The sequence below is a fragment of the Methyloceanibacter marginalis genome (assembly GCF_001723295.1).
Lineage (GTDB): Bacteria > Pseudomonadota > Alphaproteobacteria > Rhizobiales > Methyloligellaceae > Methyloceanibacter > Methyloceanibacter marginalis.
On the sequence record NZ_LPWD01000346.1, the window covers coordinates 1 to 18,611 of the forward strand.

Genomic DNA, 18,611 nt, shown 5'->3' on the forward strand with positions numbered 1-18,611 from the left:
GGCGCGCTCGTGGTGACGCCCTATTACAACAAGCCAACGCAAGAGGGGCTCTATCTCCACTACAAGGCGGTCAACGACGCCGCGGATATCCCCATCATCATCTACAACATCCCCGGCCGCAGCGTGGTCGACATGTCCGTGGAGACCATGACGAGGCTGTTCAAGCTGAAGAACATCGTCGGCGTGAAAGACGCGACCGCCAATCTGGCGCGCGTGAGCCAGCAGCGCGCGCGATGGGACATGAGTTCATCCAGCTGTCCGGTGAGGATGCGACCGCGCTCGGCTTCATGGCCCATGGCGGGGTAGGCTGCATCTCGGTGACCGCCAATGTGGCGCCGGCGCTCTGCTCCGAGTTTCAGCTCGCTTGCCTCGGTGGAAACTTCAAGCGCGCGTTGGAGATACAGGATCGCCTTATGCCGCTGCATGAAGCTTTGTTCGTGGAATCCAATCCCGGCCCGGTCAAGTACGCGGCCTTCAAGCTCGGTCTGGGGTCCGACGAGACCCGGTTGCCGCTCGCACCGATCGGGGCCGCGACGCGCAAGATCGTCGACGACGCCTTGGCCGCCGTTGGCCTCGCCGCGGCCTAACGCCCGAAGGGTTTAGTCATGGCGCCGAAGAGCGACAGCGGCAAGCTCGTCGCCGAGAACAGAAGAGCCCGCTTCAACTACGAGATCGAGGACACGATCGAAGCCGGTATCGTACTGACCGGCTCCGAGGTGAAGTCGCTGCGTACCGGCAAGGCGAACATCGCCGAATCCTACGCCTCCAATGAACGTGGCGAGCTCTTTCTCATCAACGCGCATATCGCCGAGTACAAAGGCGCGGCGCGCGAGGGCCACGCGCCGACGCGGCACCGGAAGCTCCTCCTGCACAGGAAGGAGATGGCACGGCTGTTAGGGGCCATCCAACGGGAAGGCATGGCGCTCGTACCGTTGCGCCTCTATTTCAATGCCCGGGGGATCGCCAAGCTTCAGCTCGGGCTCGGCCGCGGCAAGAAGGTCTACGACAAGCGTGAGACCCAGAAGAAGCGCGACTGGGAGCGCCAAAAAGGCCGGCTCATGCGGGAGAAGGGCTGAGGTGGACGGCGGCGCCGATTTCGCGATGCCGGGCATGGCGCTCCCACCCATCACGCTGCCCGCCACCGACGGCACGACGATAGGCTTGGCGGGGCTTCGTGGCCGGAGCGTCATCGCCGTCTATCCGTGGACCGGCCGCCCCGGCCGGCCCAACCCGCCCAACTGGGACGATATTCCCGGCGCGCACGGCTCGACGCCGGAGCTCGAGGGGTTCCGCGATCTTGCCACGCGTTTCGCGGAGCGCGACACGCGCCTCTTCGGCCTCAGTCTTCAAAGCACGGCTTATCAGCGCGAACTGGTGCAGCGGCTGCGGCTGCCGTTCCCGATCCTGAGCGACAGAGAAGCGGCCTTCGCCACCGCACTCGCTTTACCCAGTTTCGCAACTGGCGGGGAGACCTACCTGAAAAGACTCACGCTTGCAGTGCGAGATGGCGTGATCGAACGCGTGTTCTTTCCCGTCATGGATCCGGCCGGACATCCAGGCGAAGTGCTTTGCTGGCTTGAGACGCTAGGGTGACAGCTTAAGTCGCCGGACGAGTCGCCAACTAGTCACCCATTAATCGCCCATGGCGTCGTCTTCGGCGTCCTCCACCGAGTAGCCAAGGGCGTCCAGGCCTTCCTCCAGATAATCTGGGAGAAGCGGCATGCCGATCAGATAATCTTCGGTGCGATTGGTCCGTTCGGAGCGCGCGGTTTCCAGGGCTTCTTCGAGCTCGTCGGCGCTGAACGAGCCTCGGCCGATCCAAGCAAGCGCCACTAGGCTCACTTGTTCGTCTTCGTTCAGATCGTGGATGAACTCTTTCAGCTCCGCCATGGTGGAGTCGTCGGCGAAGTCTCCAGAATCGACTCCGCATCGTGATCGGAGCCTTCGTCCCACGCGCCGACCTTGGCGCCCAGCTCGCGAGCCTTAACGATGACAAAGCCGACTTTGGTCGGCGAGATTTCCAACCCCGCCATGGGACCCCACGGACATGCCGAAACCCATGGAAATCATGCCCGACTTGAGCGGCGCCAGCAACTCAGTCTTTCAGGCTTGCCGCAGCCTCGCCCACCACCGCTTCGAACATCTCCGTGGTCAGCCGGCCCGTGTTCGTGTTCTGGCGCGAGCAGTGATAGGTGTCGAACAGAACGAGCCCATTCGGCAACGCGTGCCGCGCGCCGTGCGCGAAGGGAAAGTCGCGCTTCTTCAGCGCGAACGTGTCGAGAATGCTGTCATGGGCAATACGGCCGATGGCGAGCAGAGAGCGCAGATTCGGCAGCGCCTCTATGCGGGCGACCAGGAACTGCCGGCAGGTTCTGATTTCATCGGCCGTGGGCTTGTTCTGCGGCGGCACGCAGCGCACGGCATTGGTGATCATGCAATCCACCAGCGTAAGCGCCGCGGGATTTGACAGGTCGTGTGTGCCGCGCGCGAGATCTGATTTCAGAAGCGTGCGATATAGTAGCTCGCCGGCATGGTCTCCGAGGAAGGGGCGAGCGGTACGGTTGGCGCCCTTGAGCCCCGGCGCGAGCCCGACGATCAGAAGCCGCGCCGTCTCCGGGCCGAAGGAGGGCACCGCACCGTTGAACCAATCCGGATGTGCCGCTTCGTTCTCGTGACGGAAGGCCACGAGCCGTGGGCATAGGGGACAGTCCCTGGCCGGTTCCGGTAAGGCAGGAGAGGGCGACATGGCGCCATGCCTAGCGTTCCGGCGCGCCCAACGCTAGATGCTCGCGGCGATCAGGTCTCGATAAGGTCGCTCTCCTCGAACTCGTCGAGCGGCTCGGGCTCCTGACGGCGGCGCTGCTCACGGTGCGCCCGATCGGCCGGATCGCGGCCGATTTCGTCTTGCAAGCTGGCAAGGTCGATGAACTGGTCCGCCTGGCGCCGCAACTCGTCGGCGACCATTGGCGGGTTCGTTGAAAGCGTCGAGACCACGCTAACGCGCTTGCCCTTGTGCTGGAGCGTCTCGACCAGCGAACGGAAATCGCCGTCGCCGGAGAAGATGACGAGATGATCGAGATGGTCGGCAAGCTCCATGGCATCGACCGCAAGCTCGATATCCATATTGCCCTTGATCTTCCGGCGGCCGGCGGCGTCGACGAACTCCTTGGTCGGCTTCGTCACCATGGTGTAGCCGTTATAATCCAGCCAATCGATCAGAGGCCGGATCGAGGAGTACTCCTGATCCTCGGCGAGGGCGGTGTAGTAAAGCGCGCGCACGAGTTGGCCCTTCGACCGAAACAGCGTCAGCAGGCGTTTGTAATCGATGTCAAAAGAGAGAGACTTTGCGGCGGCATGAAGATTGGCGCCGTCAATGAAGAGCGCGATGCGCTCCGTCGGGTAGAAATTCATTTCGGATCCTAACCACTCAAAAAATATGATGGCGCGCTACAAGAAGCGCGGACGAAGCAACGTCCCATTACAGGTATGCACGCCATGGACACTTCGCAATTGGTCGCAATGTCTCAGACGCTGGTAGGATTGGGCGGAAATTGTCCCGGACCGTGGGGGACACCCGCCGAAACGATCGCGCGCGCGCTCCGCGAACTCGGGACCGGCGGCATCGCGGTGGAGGCGGTATCGCGCTTCTACGAGACGGCGGCGGTGGGGCGGGCCGGCCAGCCCCCTTATGTGAATGCCGTCGCCCTGATCGAGACGGCCATGCCGCCGGAAGCGCTGCTGAGACGGCTGAAGCAAATCGAACGGGCGGCGGGGCGCCGCGGCGGGAGCCCCTGGGGCCCCCGCACCCTCGATCTGGACATTTTGGACTACAAGGGCCGCGTTAAGCATTGGGCGGGGCAACATGCCGCGCTTTGCCCGGGCCGCGCCCGGCCGCTCGTTCTGCCGCATCCGTGGATCGAAAAACGGCCATTCGTCCTGCGTCCGTTGCTCGATGTGGCGCCGAACTGGCGTCATCCGGTGACGAAAAGGACCGCTCAAGAGCTGTGGCGAGGCGTTGCCGGGTCCGGCGAAGGCCAAGTGATGCGGGCGCTTTAATCCCGCGGGCGGCTTGCCAGGCGTCCGCGAACTGCATAAATAGGGTCTAAACCTGCCCAATTTCAAAAGGATCACCAGATGGCTCGCGTCACCGTCGAGGATTGTGTCGACAAGATTCCGAACCGCTTCGAGCTCGTGCTCTTGGCGGGCCATCGCGCCCGTACGATTTCCGCCGGCGCTCAGATCGCCGTGCAGCGCGACAACGACAAGAACCCGGTCGTGGCCCTCCGCGAGCTCGCGGAAAAGAAGATCTCTCCCGACGACCTCAAGGAAGACTTCATCCACTCCATGCAGAAATATGTCGAGGTGGATGAGCCCGAGGCGGAAGCGGTGCCGATGCTGTCCCAAGACACGCGGATGCCTGTCATCGGCCAGGACGATCAGTCGAGCGATACGCAGATCGACCGTATGTCCGAGGAGGAGCTGTTGCGCCGGATGGCGACTCAGGCCCCTTCGGATGGCTCGAATGCGGGACCGCGCGCACGCTGAGTTCGCTCCCGGATCAGCGCGGCGCGCCGCTGGCTTGCCTATTCCAGGCTGCCGCATCTCCATTGTCGTTTCGGCGAAAGCCGGAACCCAGAACACGACGCGTCCTGTAGGATGCCGGGGAACGGCATCCTCCGGTATGGCGCGTCGTGCTCACGGTGATGCGAGAAGGCTAGGGCCATGACCCGGCAATATGAGCTGGTCGAGCGCGTGCTGAGCTATCAGCCGACCGCCAACGAGGCGATGCTCAACCGCGCCTATGTCTACGCCATGAAGGCGCACGGCAACCAGAAACGTGCGTCCGGCGCGCCCTATTTCTCCCATCCGCTTGAGGTCGCCGCCATCCTGGCCGAGATGCGTCTCGACGACGCCACTATCGCCACAGCGCTTCTCCACGACACCATCGAGGATACCGGCACGACCCGCACCGAGATCGACGCGCTGTTCGGCGCCGAGATCGGCACGCTGGTCGATGGCCTCACCAAGATCAAGAAGCTCGACCTGGTCACCAAGAAGGCGGAGCAGGCGGAAAATTTCCGCAAGCTGCTGCTGGCCATCTCCAGCGACATCCGCGTACTCCTCGTGAAGCTCGCCGACCGCCTGCACAACATGCGGACGCTCAAGCATATGCGGCCGGCGAAGCGCAGGATCATCGCCGAGGAAACCATGGACATCTATGCGCCGCTCGCCGGGCGTATGGGCATGCAGTGGTTGCGCGAAGAGCTGGAGGACCATGCTTTCCGCTGGCTGAACCCGGAGGCCTACGCGGCCGTGGTCGAGCGCCTGAAGATTTTGCGCGAGCGCAACCAAGGCTTGATCGATGAAATTGAGAGCGCCCTGACCACCAAGCTGAAAGAGGCCAAGGTCAAGGGCGTCGTCGCCGGGCGCGAGAAGAAGCCTTACGCCATCTGGAGCAAGATGGAGCGTAAGCAGATCTCGCTGGAGCAGCTCTCGGACATTTACGGCTTCCGCATCGTCGTGCCACAGGTTCCGGACTGCTATCATGCGCTCGCCGTGGTGCACACGACCTGGCATGCGGTGCCGGGACGCTTCAAGGACTACATCTCCAATCCGAAGCAGAACGACTATCAGTCGATCCACACGACCATTGTCGGCCCGCGGCACCAGCGCGTCGAGCTTCAGATCCGCACCGAGAAGATGCACTCCATCGCCGAATTCGGTGTCGCCGCGCACGCGCTCTACAAGGACATGAACGGCGCCAACGGCGCGAAGAAGGTACCGTCGCAGGACTCGAACGCCTATCGCTGGCTGCGCCATCTGGTGGGGATGCTGCTCGAGGGCGACAACCCGGAAGAGTTTCTGGAACACACCAAGCTGGAGCTGTTCCAGGATCAGGTGTTCTGCTTCACGCCGAAAGGCCGGCTGATCGCGTTGCCGCGCGGGGCGAACTGCATCGATTTCGCCTATGCGGTGCATACCGACGTCGGCAACACCGCCGTCGGCGCCAAGATCAACGGCCGGCCCATGCCGCTCGCCACGCAGCTCAGGAATGGCGACGAAGTGGAGATCATTTGCTCGGCGGCACAGTTGCCGCCCGTCGCCTGGCAGAGCATCGCCGTGACTGGCAAGGCCCGCTCCTCCATTAGACGGGCAACGCGCGACGCGGTTCGCTCGCAATACGGCAAGCTCGGCCGCGAAATTCTCGACCGCGCCTTTCAGCGCCGCGACAAGACCTTCAGCGAGGAGAGCTTGACCGCGGCGCTGGCGCGGCTGTCACAAAAGACCGCCGAGGACGTCATGACCGCCGTGGGGCGCGGTGAGCTTGCCTCCGCCGACGTGTTACGTGCCGTGTTCCCCGAGGAAAAGTCGGCCGAGCCGGTGAAGCGCCGCCGCCAAGTGAAGCGCACCGAGGAGGGCTGGTTTGGACTCGGCAAGGTGATGGGGCTGAAGTTCCGCTGGCCCGGATCGGCCGGGCGCGGCCGACCCGAAGGCGCAAGCGGCATTCCCATCCGCGGATTGCGCGGCGATCTTCCCGTCAACTTCGCCGACGGGGGTGCCGTTCCCGGTGACCGCATTGTCGGCATTCTCACGCCGGGGCAGGGGATCACCATCTACCCGATCCACGCCAATGCGCTGAAGGCGTTCGACGAAGAACCGGAGCGCTGGATCGACGTCACCTGGGATATCGACGAGGACAACCCGCAGCGCTTCCCCGCCAAGATCGCGGTTACCGCAATGAACGAGCCGGGCAGTCTGGCTCAGATCGCCGCCGTCATCGGCGAGGCCGACGGCAACATCCAGAACGTCAAGATGACCAACCAGGTCCCGGATTACACCGAGATGCTCATCGATCTGGATGTCTGGGACCTCCAGCATCTGAACGAGATCCTGGTGGGATTGCGCGCCAAGGACGTGGTCAGTAGCGCGGCGCGCGCCGAAGGCTAAACCGGCCCAAAGCCCTGGCATATGGAGAAATTAAGCCCAAATATGGTAGGGCTCAGCCGCCAATGGGCCCCGGCGCCGGCCACTACGACTGAGCGTCCTTGGAACGAGGTAGTGATGCTGTTCAGGCGCCGAAAGGCGGAGAGCTTTCTTGAGCGGTTGCGCGTGCATCTGTGGCCCCGGCGCAGCTGGAGCCGCTCGACCCGCTACATCGTTCATCGCGTCCGCCGCCTGAGTGCCACGCCGCATGCGGTCGCCCTCGGCTTCGCCGCCGGCGTCTTCGTCTCGGCGACTCCCTTCATCGGCTTCCACATGGTGTTGGCGGCGCTGACGGCCTGGATCATCGGCGGCAGCATCGTTGCCGCTATCCTGGGTACCTTCGTCGGCAACCCGCTGACATATGCGTTCTTCTGGATCGCCACCTTCGAGGTCGGTTCCCTAATGCTCGGCGGCAGCGCGAAGGATCTGCATCTCGATTTGTCGGAAGGGGTCTTCCAGACGGACCAGATCTGGCCGCTTCTGAAGCCGATGACGCTCGGCGCGATTCCCGTAGGGCTCGCGCTTGCGGCGCTGAGCTATGTCCTCGTGAGACCCGCGGTGAACGCCTACCAACACCGCCGCCGTGCACTGATCGCGCGACGCGAAGCGATGGAGGTCTGATGAGCGCGCCCCCGATCCGACTCGGCATCAATATCGACCACGTCGCCACGCTGCGGAACGCGCGCGGCGGCTTCCATCCCGATCCGCTGCGCGCCGCGAAGCTCGCCGTGGAAGCGGGCGCCGACAACATCACGGCCCATTTGCGCGAAGATCGCCGGCATATTCGCGACGACGATATCGCACGACTCATCGCCGAGCTCGATTGTCCGCTGAATTTGGAAATGGCGGCAACGCCAGAGATGCAAGCGATCGCGCTCAAGACCAAGCCCCATGCCGCATGCATCGTGCCCGAGAAGCGCACCGAGCGCACCACCGAAGGCGGCCTCGACGTGGCCGCGCAGCACAACGCGCTGGCTCCCGTGATCGCCGAGCTGGTCGATGCGGGCATCCAGGTCTCGCTGTTCATCGCCGCCGAGCGCCGGCAGATCGAGGCTGCGTCGCGCATAAAAGCGCCGGCCATCGAAATTCACGTGGGCGCTTGGTGCGACGCCCTGGCCCAGGGACGCAAGAGCGAGGCGGACGCCGAGTGGCGCGCCATCAAAGAAAGCGCGACTCTTGCGCGCGGCCTCGGCCTAGAAGTTCATGCCGGCCACGGTCTCGACTACGAGACGGCGGAGACGATTTCCACGCTGCCGGAGATCGTCGAGCTCAATATCGGACACTACCTCATGGGGGAGGCGGTGTTTGTCGGGCTCGGAGACAGCATTCGGCGCATGCGCGCGGCCATGGACAGAGGGCGGCAAGCATTGCGCGAGAGCGCACGCGAAAAGGCGGATCACGCGTGATGATCCTCGGACTCGGCAACGACATTATCGACATCCGGCGCGTCGAGAAGACGATCGAGCGCTATGGCGAGCGCTTTTTGACGCGCGTTTTCACGGACACGGAGCGCCGCAAGTCCGACCGGCGGAGCTTGCGCGCCGCCTCTTACGCCAAGCGGTTCGCCGCCAAGGAGGCCTGTGCCAAGGCGTTGGGGACGGGATTTCGCCACGGCGTCTACTGGCGCGACATGGGCGTCGTAAATTTGCCGTCTGGACGGCCCACGCTGGAATTGACGGGGGGTGCCGCCCGGGTGCTCCGCGAATTGACACCGGAAGGACATGAAGTCCGCATCGATCTCACGATCACCGACGATTTTCCCACGGCCCAAGCCATCGTCATTATCTCCGCCCTGAAGGTTCTAGCCCGCGACTGAGCGGTTTGCTTGAACCATGAGGAGAGGCTATAGGGGCGCCAGTCCCGACACGTTGGGGGCAGGGGACGGGGGCGCCGGGATAAACCGAGGAGAGCTTCCGCATGAGCGTGGACGCCGAAAAGATGGAAGCTAAAGGGAGTACCAGGGACACGGTCCGCGTCATCGTGCATGCGCTGATCCTGGCCCTGATCGTACGCGTATTTCTATTTCAGCCGTTCAACATCCCGTCGGGCTCCATGATCCCGACGCTCTTGGTCGGCGACTATTTGTTCGTCTCCAAATATAGCTACGGCTACAGCCGCTACTCGTTTCCTTTCGGATTCAATCTGTTTCCCGGACGCATTTGGGCGAGCGAGCCCAACCGCGGCGACGTGGTCGTGTTCAAGTTGCCGCGCGACAACGAGACGGACTACATCAAGCGGGTGATCGGCCTTCCCGGCGACGAGATTCAGATGATCCACGGCGTGCTGCACATCAACGGCCAGGCCGTCGAGAAGGTGAAGATCGACGACTATGTGGTGACCGGCTCTTCGGGCCGCGAACGCCAGATGGCGCGTACAAAGAGACGCTGCCCAACAGGGGCTATCCGGTGCTCGACCTCGATGACGGGCTTCGGCGACAACACCGAGGTCTATAAAGTCCCCGAGAATCACTTTTTCATGATGGGCGACAACCGAGACAACTCCACCGACAGCCGCTTTCTGTCCGAGGTCGGCTTCGTGCCCTTCGTCAACCTGGTGGGGAAGGCGCAAGTGATCTTCTTCTCCATCGACGAGGACTCGAGTTTCTGGAAGGTCTGGGATTGGCCGACGGAAGTGCGCTGGGACCGGATTTTCTCGGTGGTGCACTAAGCCTTGTCCAAGCGGCGGACCAGTGATCTCAGCCAGCTTTCTGCCCGGCTCGGGCATGACTTCGCGGAGCCATCGCTGCTCAAGCTGGCCCTGACCCATGCGAGCGCGCGCCCCGACTCCAAGCCCAACGAGGACAATGAGCGTCTCGAGTTCCTGGGCGACCGGGTGTTGGGTCTGGCCATCGCGGAGCTGTTGACCACCCGTTTCGCCGAGGAGAGCGAAGGCGTTCTCGCCCGCTGGTTCAATCATCTGGTGCGCACGGAGACCTGTGCCGAGATCGGCCAAAGCTGGAATCTCGGCGACTTCATCATCATGAGCGGCGGTGAGGCCGGATCCGGCGGCCGCGCCAAGAAGACCATTCTCGCCAATGCCTGCGAGGCGGTGCTCGGCGCCATTTTCGCCGACGGCGGCTACGAGGTCGCGCGCCGTGTGATCCATCGCGATTGGGAGCCCTATCTCGGCGAGTTGGAGGAGGCGGCGCCCGACGCTAAATCCGTGCTTCAGGAATGGGCGCAGGGGCGGCAATTACCGCTGCCGCGCTATTTGGAGATCGCGCGCGAAGGCCCCGATCACGCGCCGCGCTTCACCACGGAGGTCCAGGTCGAGGGCGTCGCGCCGGAACGCGGCGAGGGCGCGAACAAGCGCCAGGCGGAGCAGGCAGCGGCCTTCGCCATGCTGGTGCGCGAGGGCGTCTGGCGCCCGCCCGCCAATGACTGAGACCCAAGACGGCAACACACGCTGCGGCTTCGTCGCGCTAATCGGCGCGCCCAATAGCGGCAAGTCCACCCTCACCACGCGCTGGTCGGCGCCAAGGTGTCTATCGTCACCCATAAGGCGCAGACCACCCGCGGCCCCGTCCGCGGTCTCTTTATTGCTGGTGACGCCCAAGTAATCCTGGTCGACACGCCAGGCATCTTTCAGCCGAAGCGGAGGCTCGATCGCGCCATGGCGCAAGCGGCCTGGGACCGGGCCGCCGACGCCGACATCGTCGCGCTGGTCATCGATGCCGCGCGCGGGCTCGACGACAAGCTCGCGCCCATCGTCGAGCATCTGCCCGACATCCGGCGGCCGACGCTTGCCGTCTTGAACAAGGTCGATCTTGTCAAGAAGCCGGACCTGTTGCGCCTCACCGCCGATCTTCAGGCCCTGAAGGCCTTCGATCAGGTGTTCATGGTCTCTGCGCTCACCGGCGACGGTGTCGACGACCTTAAAACCTATTTCGCCGCGGCGGTCCCGCCGGGCCCATGGCTCTTTCCGGAGGATCAGCTCTCCGACGCCTCGCTGCGCCAGACCGCCGCCGAGATCACCCGGGAGAAGCTGTTCCTGCGCCTGCACGAGGAGTTGCCTTACGCGCTCACCGTCGAGACGACGGAATGGAAAGAGCTGAAGGATGGCAGCGTCCGCATCGAGCAGACCATTTTCGTGGAGCGCGAGAGCCAGCGGCGCATCGTGCTCGGCGCCAAGGGCGCCATGATCAAGGAGATCGGCTCCGCGGCCCGGGCAGAGATCGCCGAGATCGCCGGAACACCGGTCCACCTGTTTCTCTTCGTGAAGGTGCGCGAGCGCTGGGGCGAAGACCCGGAACGCTTCCGCGAGATGGGCCTGGACTATCCAAAAGGATAGCGAGGCCTGCGGGAACCGGCTGAACCCGTGCGGGTTGACCTTTCACGACTGAACGCAAGAAAGGTCCGAAGATGAAGAAGATCCTCTCGATTTCGGCCGGCGCCGCGTTGCTTCTCGGCGCTCGCTGGCCCATGCCGCGAGCCCGACTGCGGGCAGCTCGGGGCAAGCCAACGGCACCACGCCTGGTGCCATCGGCGGTACGCAACAGTCCCTCCAGCCGACGGGCCCCTCGGGCAGTGGCATGAACCCGACGGCGCCGACAGTCGAGACGTCTCCAGGAACCGTGGGCGGTCCGAGCTACAACCCGTCGAGCGAGATGCCGACCGAGTCAGGCAGTGTCGGCACCGTCGGAACGGACACGGGCACTGGGGGCTAGCCCAGGACGTCGGACCTTGAGTGGGATCGCGTTTGCACCCTAGGGTAGCCGATGGACTGGAGCGACGAAGGAATCTTCCTGAGCGGCAGGCCGCTGGGCGAGGCTGGACTGATCGCTGAGATCTTGACGCTCGAACACGGCCGGCATCTCGGACTCGTCCGGGGAGGCCGGTCACGTCGTATCCGCCCAACGCTCCAGCCCGGCAACATGGTGCGCGTAACCTGGCGGGCTCGGCTTTCCGAGCATCTCGGCGGCTTCAACGTGGAACTAATGGAGGCCAACGGCGCTCGCGTCCTCGACGATCCGCGCGCGCTCGCCGCCATCGGCACGCTGGGTGAACTCGTCAAGCTTCTCCCCGAGCGCGACCCCCCATCCCGAACTCTACGCCACGACGCTGCATGTGCTTCGCTCGTTTGGCGAGCCCGACATCTGGCCCACGCTTCTCGTCTATTGGGAGTATCAGCTACTCCAGGAGCTTGGCTTCGGCCTCGATCTCTCGGTGTGTGCGGCGACCGGCGTCCTGGAGGATCTGATCTACGTGTCGCCGCGCTCAGGTCGTGCCGTGTCGCGCGAGGCCGGAGCGCCGTACAGCGAGAAGCTGCTGGCGCTGCCTGGGTTCCTGCTGGACGAGACCGCGCCGTTGCGCGAGACCGATATCGCCGCCGGCTTCGCGCTCACCGGGTTTTTCTTGGAACGCGACGTGCTCGAGCCCCACGGCATGAACGCTGCCGTCGGCCCGCGAGCGCCTGCTCGACTTGCTGTCCCGGGGGCAGGCGGCGGCCCTGTCGGCGTAGCCGTGTTCTCCGCCAACAAATTGACGTGGCTTGCCCTGCTGAGCGTCACACCGGCTTGTGCCTTCAGTGCCCACGCACAGGAATTTGCCGTTCCCGCAAGCGCGAGGACGACGATCATCAGCGAGACCAATGCGTACCGCGCGGCGAGCGGCCTTGCCCCGTTGCGCGAGAGCGCGGGCGCCACTCAAGCGGCGCAGCGTTACGCGCGGTATCTTGCCCTCAACAATAAGACCGGTCACCGCGCTGACGGGCGCAGCCCCGCGGAGCGCGTGCGCGCGGCGGGCGTCAGGTATTGCAAGTTTCGCGGCGAGAACTGGCATCAATCCTGGACGCGGCCAAATCGCGCCACGGTCGAGGCGGCCATGGCCAAAGCCATGCGCTTCTGGAAAGGGTCGCCGGGCCACGAGCGCGCGTTGCGCTCGGCCTCGACGGAGATTGGCGTCGGTGTCGCGGGCGCGAAACACGGCAACCAGTGGTATTACGTCTCCGTGCAGATGTTCGTCGACACGTCTTGCCTTCGCGATCCGCCCGAAAAGCCGCTTCCGCCGCCGCCGGATCGAAATCCGGCGCGGCAAGCAACGCCTTGAGCGTGGCGAAGCGATGCGCTAAGCGCGACATATGGGAAAACGCGCAGCGCCCCCTGATTCGGGGCCGATCGAGCCGGTCAGTCTGAAAGACGCGCTGGAAGAGCGCTATCTCGCTTACGCGCTCTCCACCATCATGCACCGGGCGCTTCCGGATGTGCGCGACGGGCTCAAGCCCGTGCACCGGCGCCTGCTCTACGCCATGCAGCAGCTCCGCCTCGGCCCAACCGGCGAGTTCCGCAAATGCGCCAAGATCGTCGGCGACACCATGGGCAACTTCCATCCCCATGGAAACCAGGCGATCTACGACGCGCTTGCGCGCCTCGCCCAGGACTTCGCCGTGCGCTATCCGCTGGTCGACGGCCAGGGGAATTTCGGCAATATCGACGGGGATAACCCCGCCGCGGACCGCTACACCGAGGCGCGCCTCACGGCAGTCGCCGCCCAACTCCTTGAAGGCATCGACGAGGACACGGTCGACTTCCGCCCGAACTACGACGGGCGCGAGCTCGAGCCGTCGGTGCTGCCGGCCAATTTTCCAAACCTTCTGGCGAACGGCGCCTCCGGCATTGCCGTGGGCATGGCGACCAACATCCCGCCGCACAATGTGGGCGAGCTGTGCGATGCGGCGCTCCACCTCATCAAGTTCCCGAAGGCCACCGCCGACAAGCTGGTGACGTTCGTGCCCGGACCCGACCTGCGACGGGCGGGATCAATCGTGGAGCCGCGCGAGCAGATCCTCGAGGCCTACAAGACGGGCCGCGGCTCGTTCCGGTTGCGCGCCCGCTGGGAGCAAGAGGACACCGGCCGGGGCACCTATCAGATCGTCGTCACCGAGATTCCCTATCAGGTGCAGAAGGCGCGGCTGGTCGCGCGCATCGCCGAGCTGTTGCAGGCCAAGAAGCTGTCGCTGCTGGCGGACGTGCGCGATGAATCCGCCGAAGACGTGCGCCTCATTCTGGAGCCCAAGAGCCGCACGGTCGATCCGCAGTTGCTCATGGAGCAGATGTTCAAGCTGACCGAGCTCGAGACGCGCGTGCCGCTCAACATGAATGTGCTGAGCCACGGCAAGATCCCGAACGTGCTCGGGCTGAGGCAGGTCTTGCAGGAATGGCTCGACCACCGCTTGGAGGTTCTGGTCCGCCGCTCCAAGTTCCGGCTGGCCAAGATCGACCACCGGCTCGAGGTGCTCGCCGGCTACCTCATCGTCTATTTGAACCTCGACAAGGTTATCAAGATCATCCGCGAGAAGGACGAGCCGAAGCCGGCTCTGATGAAAGCCTTCAAGCTCACTGAAGTTCAGGCCGAAGCGATCCTCAATATGCGCCTGCGCGCTTGCCGCAAGCTCGAGGAGATGGAGATCAAGCGCGAGCACGACGATCTCACCAAGGAGCGCAAGGAGCTCAACGCGCTGCTGCGCTCCACGGACAAGCAGTGGAACCGCATCGGCGACGAGATCAAGGGTCTAAAGGAGCAGTTCGGCCAGAAGACCGAGATCGGCCGCCGCCGCACGAGCTTCGCCGAAGCACCCGACGACGTGGCGATCGAGTTGGCCGAAGCGATGATCGAGAAAGAGCCGGTGACCATCGTGCTTTCGGAGAAGGGCTGGCTCCGCTCCATCAAAGGACATGCCGTGGAGGAAGGTAGCCTCGCCTTTAAGGAAGGCGACCGGCTGAAGACCTTCCTGCGCGCGCAGACCACGGACACGCTGCTGCTGTTCGCCACCAATGGACGCTTCTATTCGCTCGCCGCCGACAAGCTGCCGGGGGGCAGGGGCCATGGGGAGCCTTTCCGCCTCATGGTGGACATCGAGGACGCGGGCGATTGCGTCCAGCTGTTCGTTTACGAGCCGGGGCGGAAGCTGCTGGTGGCGTCCGAGAGCGGCTACGGTTTCATCGTGGCGGAAGACGAGGTCATCGCCATGACGCGCAAAGGCAAGCAGATCTTGAACGTGAAGAGTGATGACGAGGCCGCCGTCTGCACACCCGTCGAGGGGGACAGCGTCGCCGTGATCGGCGCCAACCGGAAGCTGCTTCTGTTCCCGCTGAAGGAGTTGCCAGAGATGCCGCGCGGTAAAGGCGTGCGCCTGCAGCGCTACAAGGACGGCGGGCTGGCCGACGCCAAGACCTTTACCAAGAAGGAAGGTCTGACCTATCTCGACGCGGCCAAGCGCAGCTTTACGCTGTCATCCGCCGAACTTCGCGATTGGTGGGGCGCCCGCGCCCAAGCCGGACGCTTGCCGCCCCGAGGCTTCCCCAGTCGGGCAAGTTCGGCGACCGCTTCTGATCTCGCCTAGCTGCGCACCCAGCCCTTCGAGGTGAGACGCTCCTGGGGCTGGAAGCGATCCTTGTAGCGCATCTTGCGCGAGCCCTCGATCCAGTAGCCGAGATAAACGAACGGGTAGCCCTGCGCGCGCGCATAATCCACGTGATCGAGGATCATGTAGGTGCCAAGTGCGCGCCGGCACGTCCGGATCGTAGAAGCTGTAGACCATGGAGATGCCGTCGCTGAGCCGGTCGCAGAGCGCCACGGCGATCAGAGGCGTCTCGCCGGTCTCCTTGTCGGGCTTCAGCCGGTACTCGGTGACGAATGTCTCCACCACGCTGTCCTCGACCATGAGCGAATAGTCGAGCACGCTCATCTCCGCCATGCCGCCGTCCGCGTGGCGCGCCTCGATATAATCTCGAAACAAAGCGTACTGCTCGGAGCTCGGGGCCGGCGGCATCCGTGTGGCCACGAGATCGAAATTGGCGCGGGCGATGCGCTTCAAGGACCGCCGCGGCTCGAACTCTCCCACCAGGATTCGCACGGGCACACAGGCCGAGCAGGCGTCGCAATAGGGCATGTAGGCGATGTTCTGGCTGCGCCGGAACCCGCCCTTCAAGAGATTGTCGATGAGGAAGCCCGGCTTGTCCCGCGTGAGATGCGTGAACAGCTTCCGCTCCAGCCGCCCCGGCAAATAGGGGCAAGGCTGCGGCGCGGTGATGTAGAACTCCGGAAAATTACTCTTGTGTTCTGTCACGTCTCACCGACCGGAAGCGAATCCAAGTCAATCCAAGGCAAGCTTACGGGATCGAAGGCGGGGCGCGCAATCCGCCAAGCTGTCACAAAGCAGCTTGGAATGGCTCAAAGCTAGCCCCTGTTGATCACCAGGACGCCCGCCAGGATATCGTGCAGGCAGCGCTTGCGTTGGTCGAAAAAGGCCCAGAGCAAGATGGGACAGAAGATTACCAAGGAGAACCAGAACAGCAGCGCATGGAAGGCGGCGATCAGGGGCGTCACCTTGCCGCCGTACCACATGGGCACTGTAAGCCCCATCACGCGCTGGCCGATGGTGGCGGAGTTGGGGCCGCCGATGGTGAGCGCGTTGTAGCCCAGGCCGACCGCCGGGAAAACGATCCCGAACAGGAGCCAGGCCAGGCCCAGCGTGATGATGCCCAGCACCGCCACGGCTACATAGGCCAGAACCGTCAGCGCCAGAATAATGATGGCGTCGATAATGAAAGCGACGAAGCGTTTCCCGATGACGGCCTCGAAGAGCTGCGGCTGGGTCACGGGATTGTAAGCGTGCGGCTGGTCGGCGAAGCCGGTGCCGGTGGGAGTCGTCTTCTGGTCGGTCATGCTGTCTCCGAATCGGATCGCGTCACGCTTTGAAGATGGGGATTGCCGGTAGCAGCGACAAGCGCATGCTATCTGGCAAAGGCGCGGATACGTGTACAACGCGCGCGCCGGTTGCCGAGTTCGAGGCGACGGTTTAAGGATTCTCCTTGGACGCCACGCGGCTTACGGGGAGCCCGGGATGCGGATAGCGGTGTTGAGCCTTGCGCTCGCGGGCCTGCTTGCCACGGGCGCTCAGGCGCTGGCGTGCGACGGCAGCGAGATCATCTTCGAGGACACGTTCGAGGACGAGGCCGGCGGCTGGTCGCACAAGGACACGGTGGAGATGAAGGACGGCTCGTTCATCTTCAAGCTGCCCGCCGACGACATGCAGTCGAACCTCAACGTCACGTACACCGTCAAGAATGCGGATATCTGCACCGAAGCCGTCTGGCCGCAAGGCGGCGACCTGCCGATCCTCGGCGCGGGGCTGCTGTTCTGGGGCGAGGACAACCGCACCTATTACCAGTTCGGCATTCTCAACAACGGGCGGTTCTGGATTGCGCGCAAGCAGGACGGCGCTTGGCTCGGTACCATCGCGGCGAATATCGACACGCCGGCGATCAACACGTCCCCCGGCGCCTCGAACACGCTGCGCGTGAATGCCCAGGGCGACACGCTGGCCTTCTATATCAACGGCACCAAGGTGCGTGAGCTGAGGGGACAGGCACCAAGGGACGGCTGGCGCTTCGGCATTTCCGGTGACAATTTCGACAAGCAGAAAGAGGCGACGGTGCTCTTCACCAACATGAAGGTCACCGACTAGGTGGGTAGGGCAGCCTAGAATTCGTCCTTCAGCCGCCGCGCAACTTCGGGTGCGAAATAGGTAAAGATCGCATCGGCGCCGGCCCGTTTGAACGCCAGCAGATTTTCAAGGATCACACGGTCGCGGTCGAGCCAGCCGCGTTCGGCGGCTGCGGTGAGCATCGCGTACTCGCCGGAGGTTGATAGACGAAGGTCGGCAGCTTGAAGGCCTCCTTCACGCGCCACACGATGTCGAGATAGGCGATCCCCGGCTTCACCATGACCATGTCGGCGCCTTCGGAAATGTCGAGCGCGACTTCGCGCAACGCCTCGTCGCCGTTCGCCGGGTCCATCTGATAAGTCTTCTTGTCGCCGCGCAGTTGCACGCCCGAACCGACCGCGTCACGGAATGGCCCGTAATACGCAGAGGCGTATTTCGCCGCATAGCTCAGGATCTGCGTGTCGGTGAAGCCGTTCTCCTCGAGCGCAGCGCGGATGGCGCCGATGCGTCCGTCCATCATGTCGGACGGGGCGAGGATATCGCAGCCCGCTTCCGCCTGAACCAAAGCCTGGGTGATGAGCGCCTGAAGCGTGCGGTCGTTGTCGACCGTGCCATCCTCGTCGAGCAGGCCGTCATGGCCATGGCTCGTATAGGGATCGAGCGCCACGTCGCAGATGATGCCGATCTCGGGGACCGCTTGCTTGATGGCGCGCACCGCCCGGCACACGAGGTTGCCCGGAGTGTAAGGCCTGGCTTGCCGCCTCGTCGCGTAAGCTAGGCTCGGTGTTGGGGAACAGCGCGATGGCCGGTAGTCCGATCGCCGCCGCGTCCTCCGCCGCACGCACGGCGAGGTCGATGGAGAGCCGCGCCACGCCCGGCATCGACTCGATCTCGGACCGGGCCCGTTCGCCGTCGATGACGAAGAGCGGCCAGATGAGATCGTCGGGCGTCAGCGCCGTCTCGCGCACCAGCCGCCGCGACCAGTCGGCCCGCCGGTTGCGTCTGAGGCGGGTCGCCGGGTAGCCGGACTTGAGCGCAGGCGGCCGCGTGCCGACGCGCTTCGCCCGCTTTAGACGGTGAGGCCACGCCGCAAACCCTCAACTCTTACTGAACCCTGGAGGCTACCACTCAGAGGCGTCCGCTGCCAGGAGCGGCAACCAACATGGTTTGCCGCCGAAAAG

Annotated in this window: 18 protein-coding genes and 6 pseudogenes; 17 read left to right on the plus strand and 7 right to left on the minus strand. The window is 64.2% G+C overall.

What is annotated here, in order from left to right:
* From dapA to AUC71_RS12380, 3 genes and pseudogenes are all read left to right on the plus strand, one after another.
* Positions 1-587 (plus strand): annotated as a pseudogene (dapA, locus tag AUC71_RS12370) (4-hydroxy-tetrahydrodipicolinate synthase); the annotation flags it as partial.
* A gap of 18 nt (positions 588-605) precedes the next feature.
* Complete coding sequence (smpB, locus tag AUC71_RS12375; RefSeq protein WP_069624508.1) at positions 606-1,076, plus strand: SsrA-binding protein SmpB; 471 nt, start codon at positions 606-608, stop codon at positions 1,074-1,076.
* Between the two features lies 1 nt (position 1,077).
* Positions 1,078-1,593: a peroxiredoxin gene (locus AUC71_RS12380; protein WP_069624509.1), complete on the plus strand. Its 516-nt coding sequence runs from the start codon at positions 1,078-1,080 to the stop codon at positions 1,591-1,593.
* 39 nt (positions 1,594-1,632) lie between these two features.
* On the opposite strand, the gene AUC71_RS21395 is transcribed toward AUC71_RS12380, so the two are convergent.
* The 4 genes from AUC71_RS21395 to AUC71_RS12395 form a co-directional block, all read right to left on the minus strand.
* A complete protein-coding gene (locus AUC71_RS21395) occupies positions 1,633-1,890 on the minus strand; it encodes a DUF3775 domain-containing protein (protein ID WP_069624510.1) in 258 nt (85 codons plus the stop codon).
* Entirely contained in the window at positions 1,878-2,033 is a 156-nt protein-coding gene (locus AUC71_RS21400) for a hypothetical protein (RefSeq protein WP_244500943.1), read from the minus strand. The genes AUC71_RS21395 and AUC71_RS21400 overlap by 13 nt, the downstream gene beginning before the upstream one ends.
* 62 nt (positions 2,034-2,095) lie before the next feature.
* Positions 2,096-2,746, minus strand: coding sequence for a uracil-DNA glycosylase (locus tag AUC71_RS12390; protein WP_069624511.1), 651 nt, complete (start codon positions 2,744-2,746; stop codon positions 2,096-2,098).
* Positions 2,747-2,796: 50 nt separating this feature from the next.
* Positions 2,797-3,411, minus strand: coding sequence for a LabA-like NYN domain-containing protein (locus AUC71_RS12395; protein ID WP_069624512.1), 615 nt, complete (start codon positions 3,409-3,411; stop codon positions 2,797-2,799).
* Positions 3,412-3,519: 108 nt separating this feature from the next.
* Here AUC71_RS12395 and folK point away from each other — a divergent pair, with 108 nt between their 5' ends.
* The 13 genes and pseudogenes from folK to parC all read left to right on the plus strand — a co-directional run bounded on the left by folK (position 3,520) and on the right by parC (position 15,314).
* On the plus strand, positions 3,520-4,056 hold the full coding sequence (gene folK, locus AUC71_RS12400; RefSeq protein ID WP_069624524.1) for a 2-amino-4-hydroxy-6-hydroxymethyldihydropteridine diphosphokinase: 537 nt from the start codon (positions 3,520-3,522) through the stop codon (positions 4,054-4,056).
* A 78-nt stretch (positions 4,057-4,134) separates the two neighbouring features.
* Complete coding sequence (rpoZ, locus tag AUC71_RS12405) at positions 4,135-4,545, plus strand: DNA-directed RNA polymerase subunit omega (protein ID WP_069624513.1); 411 nt, start codon at positions 4,135-4,137, stop codon at positions 4,543-4,545.
* Positions 4,546-4,722: 177 nt separating this feature from the next.
* Positions 4,723-6,948: a RelA/SpoT family protein gene (locus tag AUC71_RS12410; RefSeq protein WP_069624514.1), complete on the plus strand. Its 2,226-nt coding sequence runs from the start codon at positions 4,723-4,725 to the stop codon at positions 6,946-6,948.
* 114 nt (positions 6,949-7,062) lie between these two features.
* Positions 7,063-7,605, plus strand: a complete 543-nt coding sequence (locus tag AUC71_RS12415; protein ID WP_069624515.1) for a DUF2062 domain-containing protein — start codon at positions 7,063-7,065, stop codon at positions 7,603-7,605.
* Complete coding sequence (locus AUC71_RS12420) at positions 7,605-8,390, plus strand: pyridoxine 5'-phosphate synthase (protein WP_069624516.1); 786 nt, start codon at positions 7,605-7,607, stop codon at positions 8,388-8,390. The genes AUC71_RS12415 and AUC71_RS12420 overlap by 1 nt, the downstream gene beginning before the upstream one ends.
* Complete coding sequence (acpS, locus tag AUC71_RS12425) at positions 8,390-8,800, plus strand: holo-ACP synthase (protein ID WP_069624517.1); 411 nt, start codon at positions 8,390-8,392, stop codon at positions 8,798-8,800. The genes AUC71_RS12420 and acpS overlap by 1 nt, the downstream gene beginning before the upstream one ends.
* A 101-nt stretch (positions 8,801-8,901) precedes the next feature.
* A complete protein-coding gene (gene lepB, locus AUC71_RS12430; protein ID WP_069624518.1) occupies positions 8,902-9,651 on the plus strand; it encodes a signal peptidase I in 750 nt (249 codons plus the stop codon).
* 3 nt (positions 9,652-9,654) lie between these two features.
* Complete coding sequence (gene rnc / locus AUC71_RS12435) at positions 9,655-10,368, plus strand: ribonuclease III (RefSeq protein ID WP_069624519.1); 714 nt, start codon at positions 9,655-9,657, stop codon at positions 10,366-10,368.
* A pseudogene (gene era / locus AUC71_RS12440) lies at positions 10,361-11,274 on the plus strand (GTPase Era). The gene rnc and the pseudogene era overlap by 8 nt, the downstream one beginning before the upstream one ends.
* 241 nt (positions 11,275-11,515) lie before the next feature.
* A complete protein-coding gene (locus AUC71_RS22015) occupies positions 11,516-11,650 on the plus strand; it encodes a hypothetical protein (protein WP_280139315.1) in 135 nt (44 codons plus the stop codon).
* A gap of 51 nt (positions 11,651-11,701) precedes the next feature.
* Positions 11,702-11,860 (plus strand): annotated as a pseudogene (recO, locus tag AUC71_RS22380) (DNA repair protein RecO); the annotation flags it as partial.
* 124 nt (positions 11,861-11,984) lie between these two features.
* Complete coding sequence (recO, locus tag AUC71_RS22385) at positions 11,985-13,031, plus strand: DNA repair protein RecO (RefSeq protein WP_342021849.1); 1,047 nt, start codon at positions 11,985-11,987, stop codon at positions 13,029-13,031.
* Between the two features lie 31 nt (positions 13,032-13,062).
* Positions 13,063-15,314: pseudogene (gene parC / locus AUC71_RS12455) on the plus strand (DNA topoisomerase IV subunit A).
* A 6-nt stretch (positions 15,315-15,320) separates the two neighbouring features.
* On the opposite strand, the pseudogene AUC71_RS12460 reads toward parC, so the two are convergent.
* Together AUC71_RS12460 and AUC71_RS12465 are read right to left on the minus strand one after the other, a co-directional pair.
* Positions 15,321-16,050: pseudogene (locus AUC71_RS12460) on the minus strand (arginyltransferase).
* A gap of 110 nt (positions 16,051-16,160) precedes the next feature.
* Positions 16,161-16,649: an RDD family protein gene (locus tag AUC71_RS12465; protein ID WP_069624522.1), complete on the minus strand. Its 489-nt coding sequence runs from the start codon at positions 16,647-16,649 to the stop codon at positions 16,161-16,163.
* A 178-nt stretch (positions 16,650-16,827) separates the two neighbouring features.
* Between AUC71_RS12465 and AUC71_RS12470 the strand changes: the two genes are divergently transcribed.
* A complete protein-coding gene (locus AUC71_RS12470; RefSeq protein WP_069624523.1) occupies positions 16,828-17,451 on the plus strand; it encodes a 3-keto-alpha-glucoside-1,2-lyase-like domain-containing protein in 624 nt (207 codons plus the stop codon).
* A 14-nt stretch (positions 17,452-17,465) separates the two neighbouring features.
* On the opposite strand, the pseudogene hemB reads toward AUC71_RS12470, so the two are convergent.
* Positions 17,466-18,440 (minus strand): annotated as a pseudogene (hemB, locus tag AUC71_RS12475) (porphobilinogen synthase); the annotation flags it as partial.
* Between the last annotated feature and the right edge of the window lie 171 nt (positions 18,441-18,611).

What these genes read in the sequence shown, in the direction of transcription:
- AUC71_RS12390 (WP_069624511.1), bottom strand. Translation starts at nt 2,746, where the DNA reads ATGTCGCCCTCTCCTGCCTTACCGGAACCGGCCAGGGACTGTCCCCTA.
- AUC71_RS22015 (WP_280139315.1), top strand. Translation starts at nt 11,516, where the DNA reads ATGAACCCGACGGCGCCGACAGTCGAGACGTCTCCAGGAACCGTGGGC.
- AUC71_RS12395 (WP_069624512.1), bottom strand. Translation starts at nt 3,411, where the DNA reads ATGAATTTCTACCCGACGGAGCGCATCGCGCTCTTCATTGACGGCGCC.
- AUC71_RS21395 (WP_069624510.1), bottom strand. Translation starts at nt 1,890, where the DNA reads ATGGCGGAGCTGAAAGAGTTCATCCACGATCTGAACGAAGACGAACAA.
- lepB (WP_069624518.1), top strand. Translation starts at nt 8,902, where the DNA reads ATGAGCGTGGACGCCGAAAAGATGGAAGCTAAAGGGAGTACCAGGGAC.
- AUC71_RS12470 (WP_069624523.1), top strand. Translation starts at nt 16,828, where the DNA reads ATGCGGATAGCGGTGTTGAGCCTTGCGCTCGCGGGCCTGCTTGCCACG.
- AUC71_RS12410 (WP_069624514.1), top strand. Translation starts at nt 4,723, where the DNA reads ATGACCCGGCAATATGAGCTGGTCGAGCGCGTGCTGAGCTATCAGCCG.
- AUC71_RS21400 (WP_244500943.1), bottom strand. Translation starts at nt 2,033, where the DNA reads ATGGCGGGGTTGGAAATCTCGCCGACCAAAGTCGGCTTTGTCATCGTT.
- AUC71_RS12415 (WP_069624515.1), top strand. Translation starts at nt 7,063, where the DNA reads ATGCTGTTCAGGCGCCGAAAGGCGGAGAGCTTTCTTGAGCGGTTGCGC.
- AUC71_RS12465 (WP_069624522.1), bottom strand. Translation starts at nt 16,649, where the DNA reads ATGACCGACCAGAAGACGACTCCCACCGGCACCGGCTTCGCCGACCAG.
- folK (WP_069624524.1), top strand. Translation starts at nt 3,520, where the DNA reads ATGTCTCAGACGCTGGTAGGATTGGGCGGAAATTGTCCCGGACCGTGG.
- AUC71_RS12420 (WP_069624516.1), top strand. Translation starts at nt 7,605, where the DNA reads ATGAGCGCGCCCCCGATCCGACTCGGCATCAATATCGACCACGTCGCC.
- acpS (WP_069624517.1), top strand. Translation starts at nt 8,390, where the DNA reads ATGATCCTCGGACTCGGCAACGACATTATCGACATCCGGCGCGTCGAG.
- rpoZ (WP_069624513.1), top strand. Translation starts at nt 4,135, where the DNA reads ATGGCTCGCGTCACCGTCGAGGATTGTGTCGACAAGATTCCGAACCGC.
- smpB (WP_069624508.1), top strand. Translation starts at nt 606, where the DNA reads ATGGCGCCGAAGAGCGACAGCGGCAAGCTCGTCGCCGAGAACAGAAGA.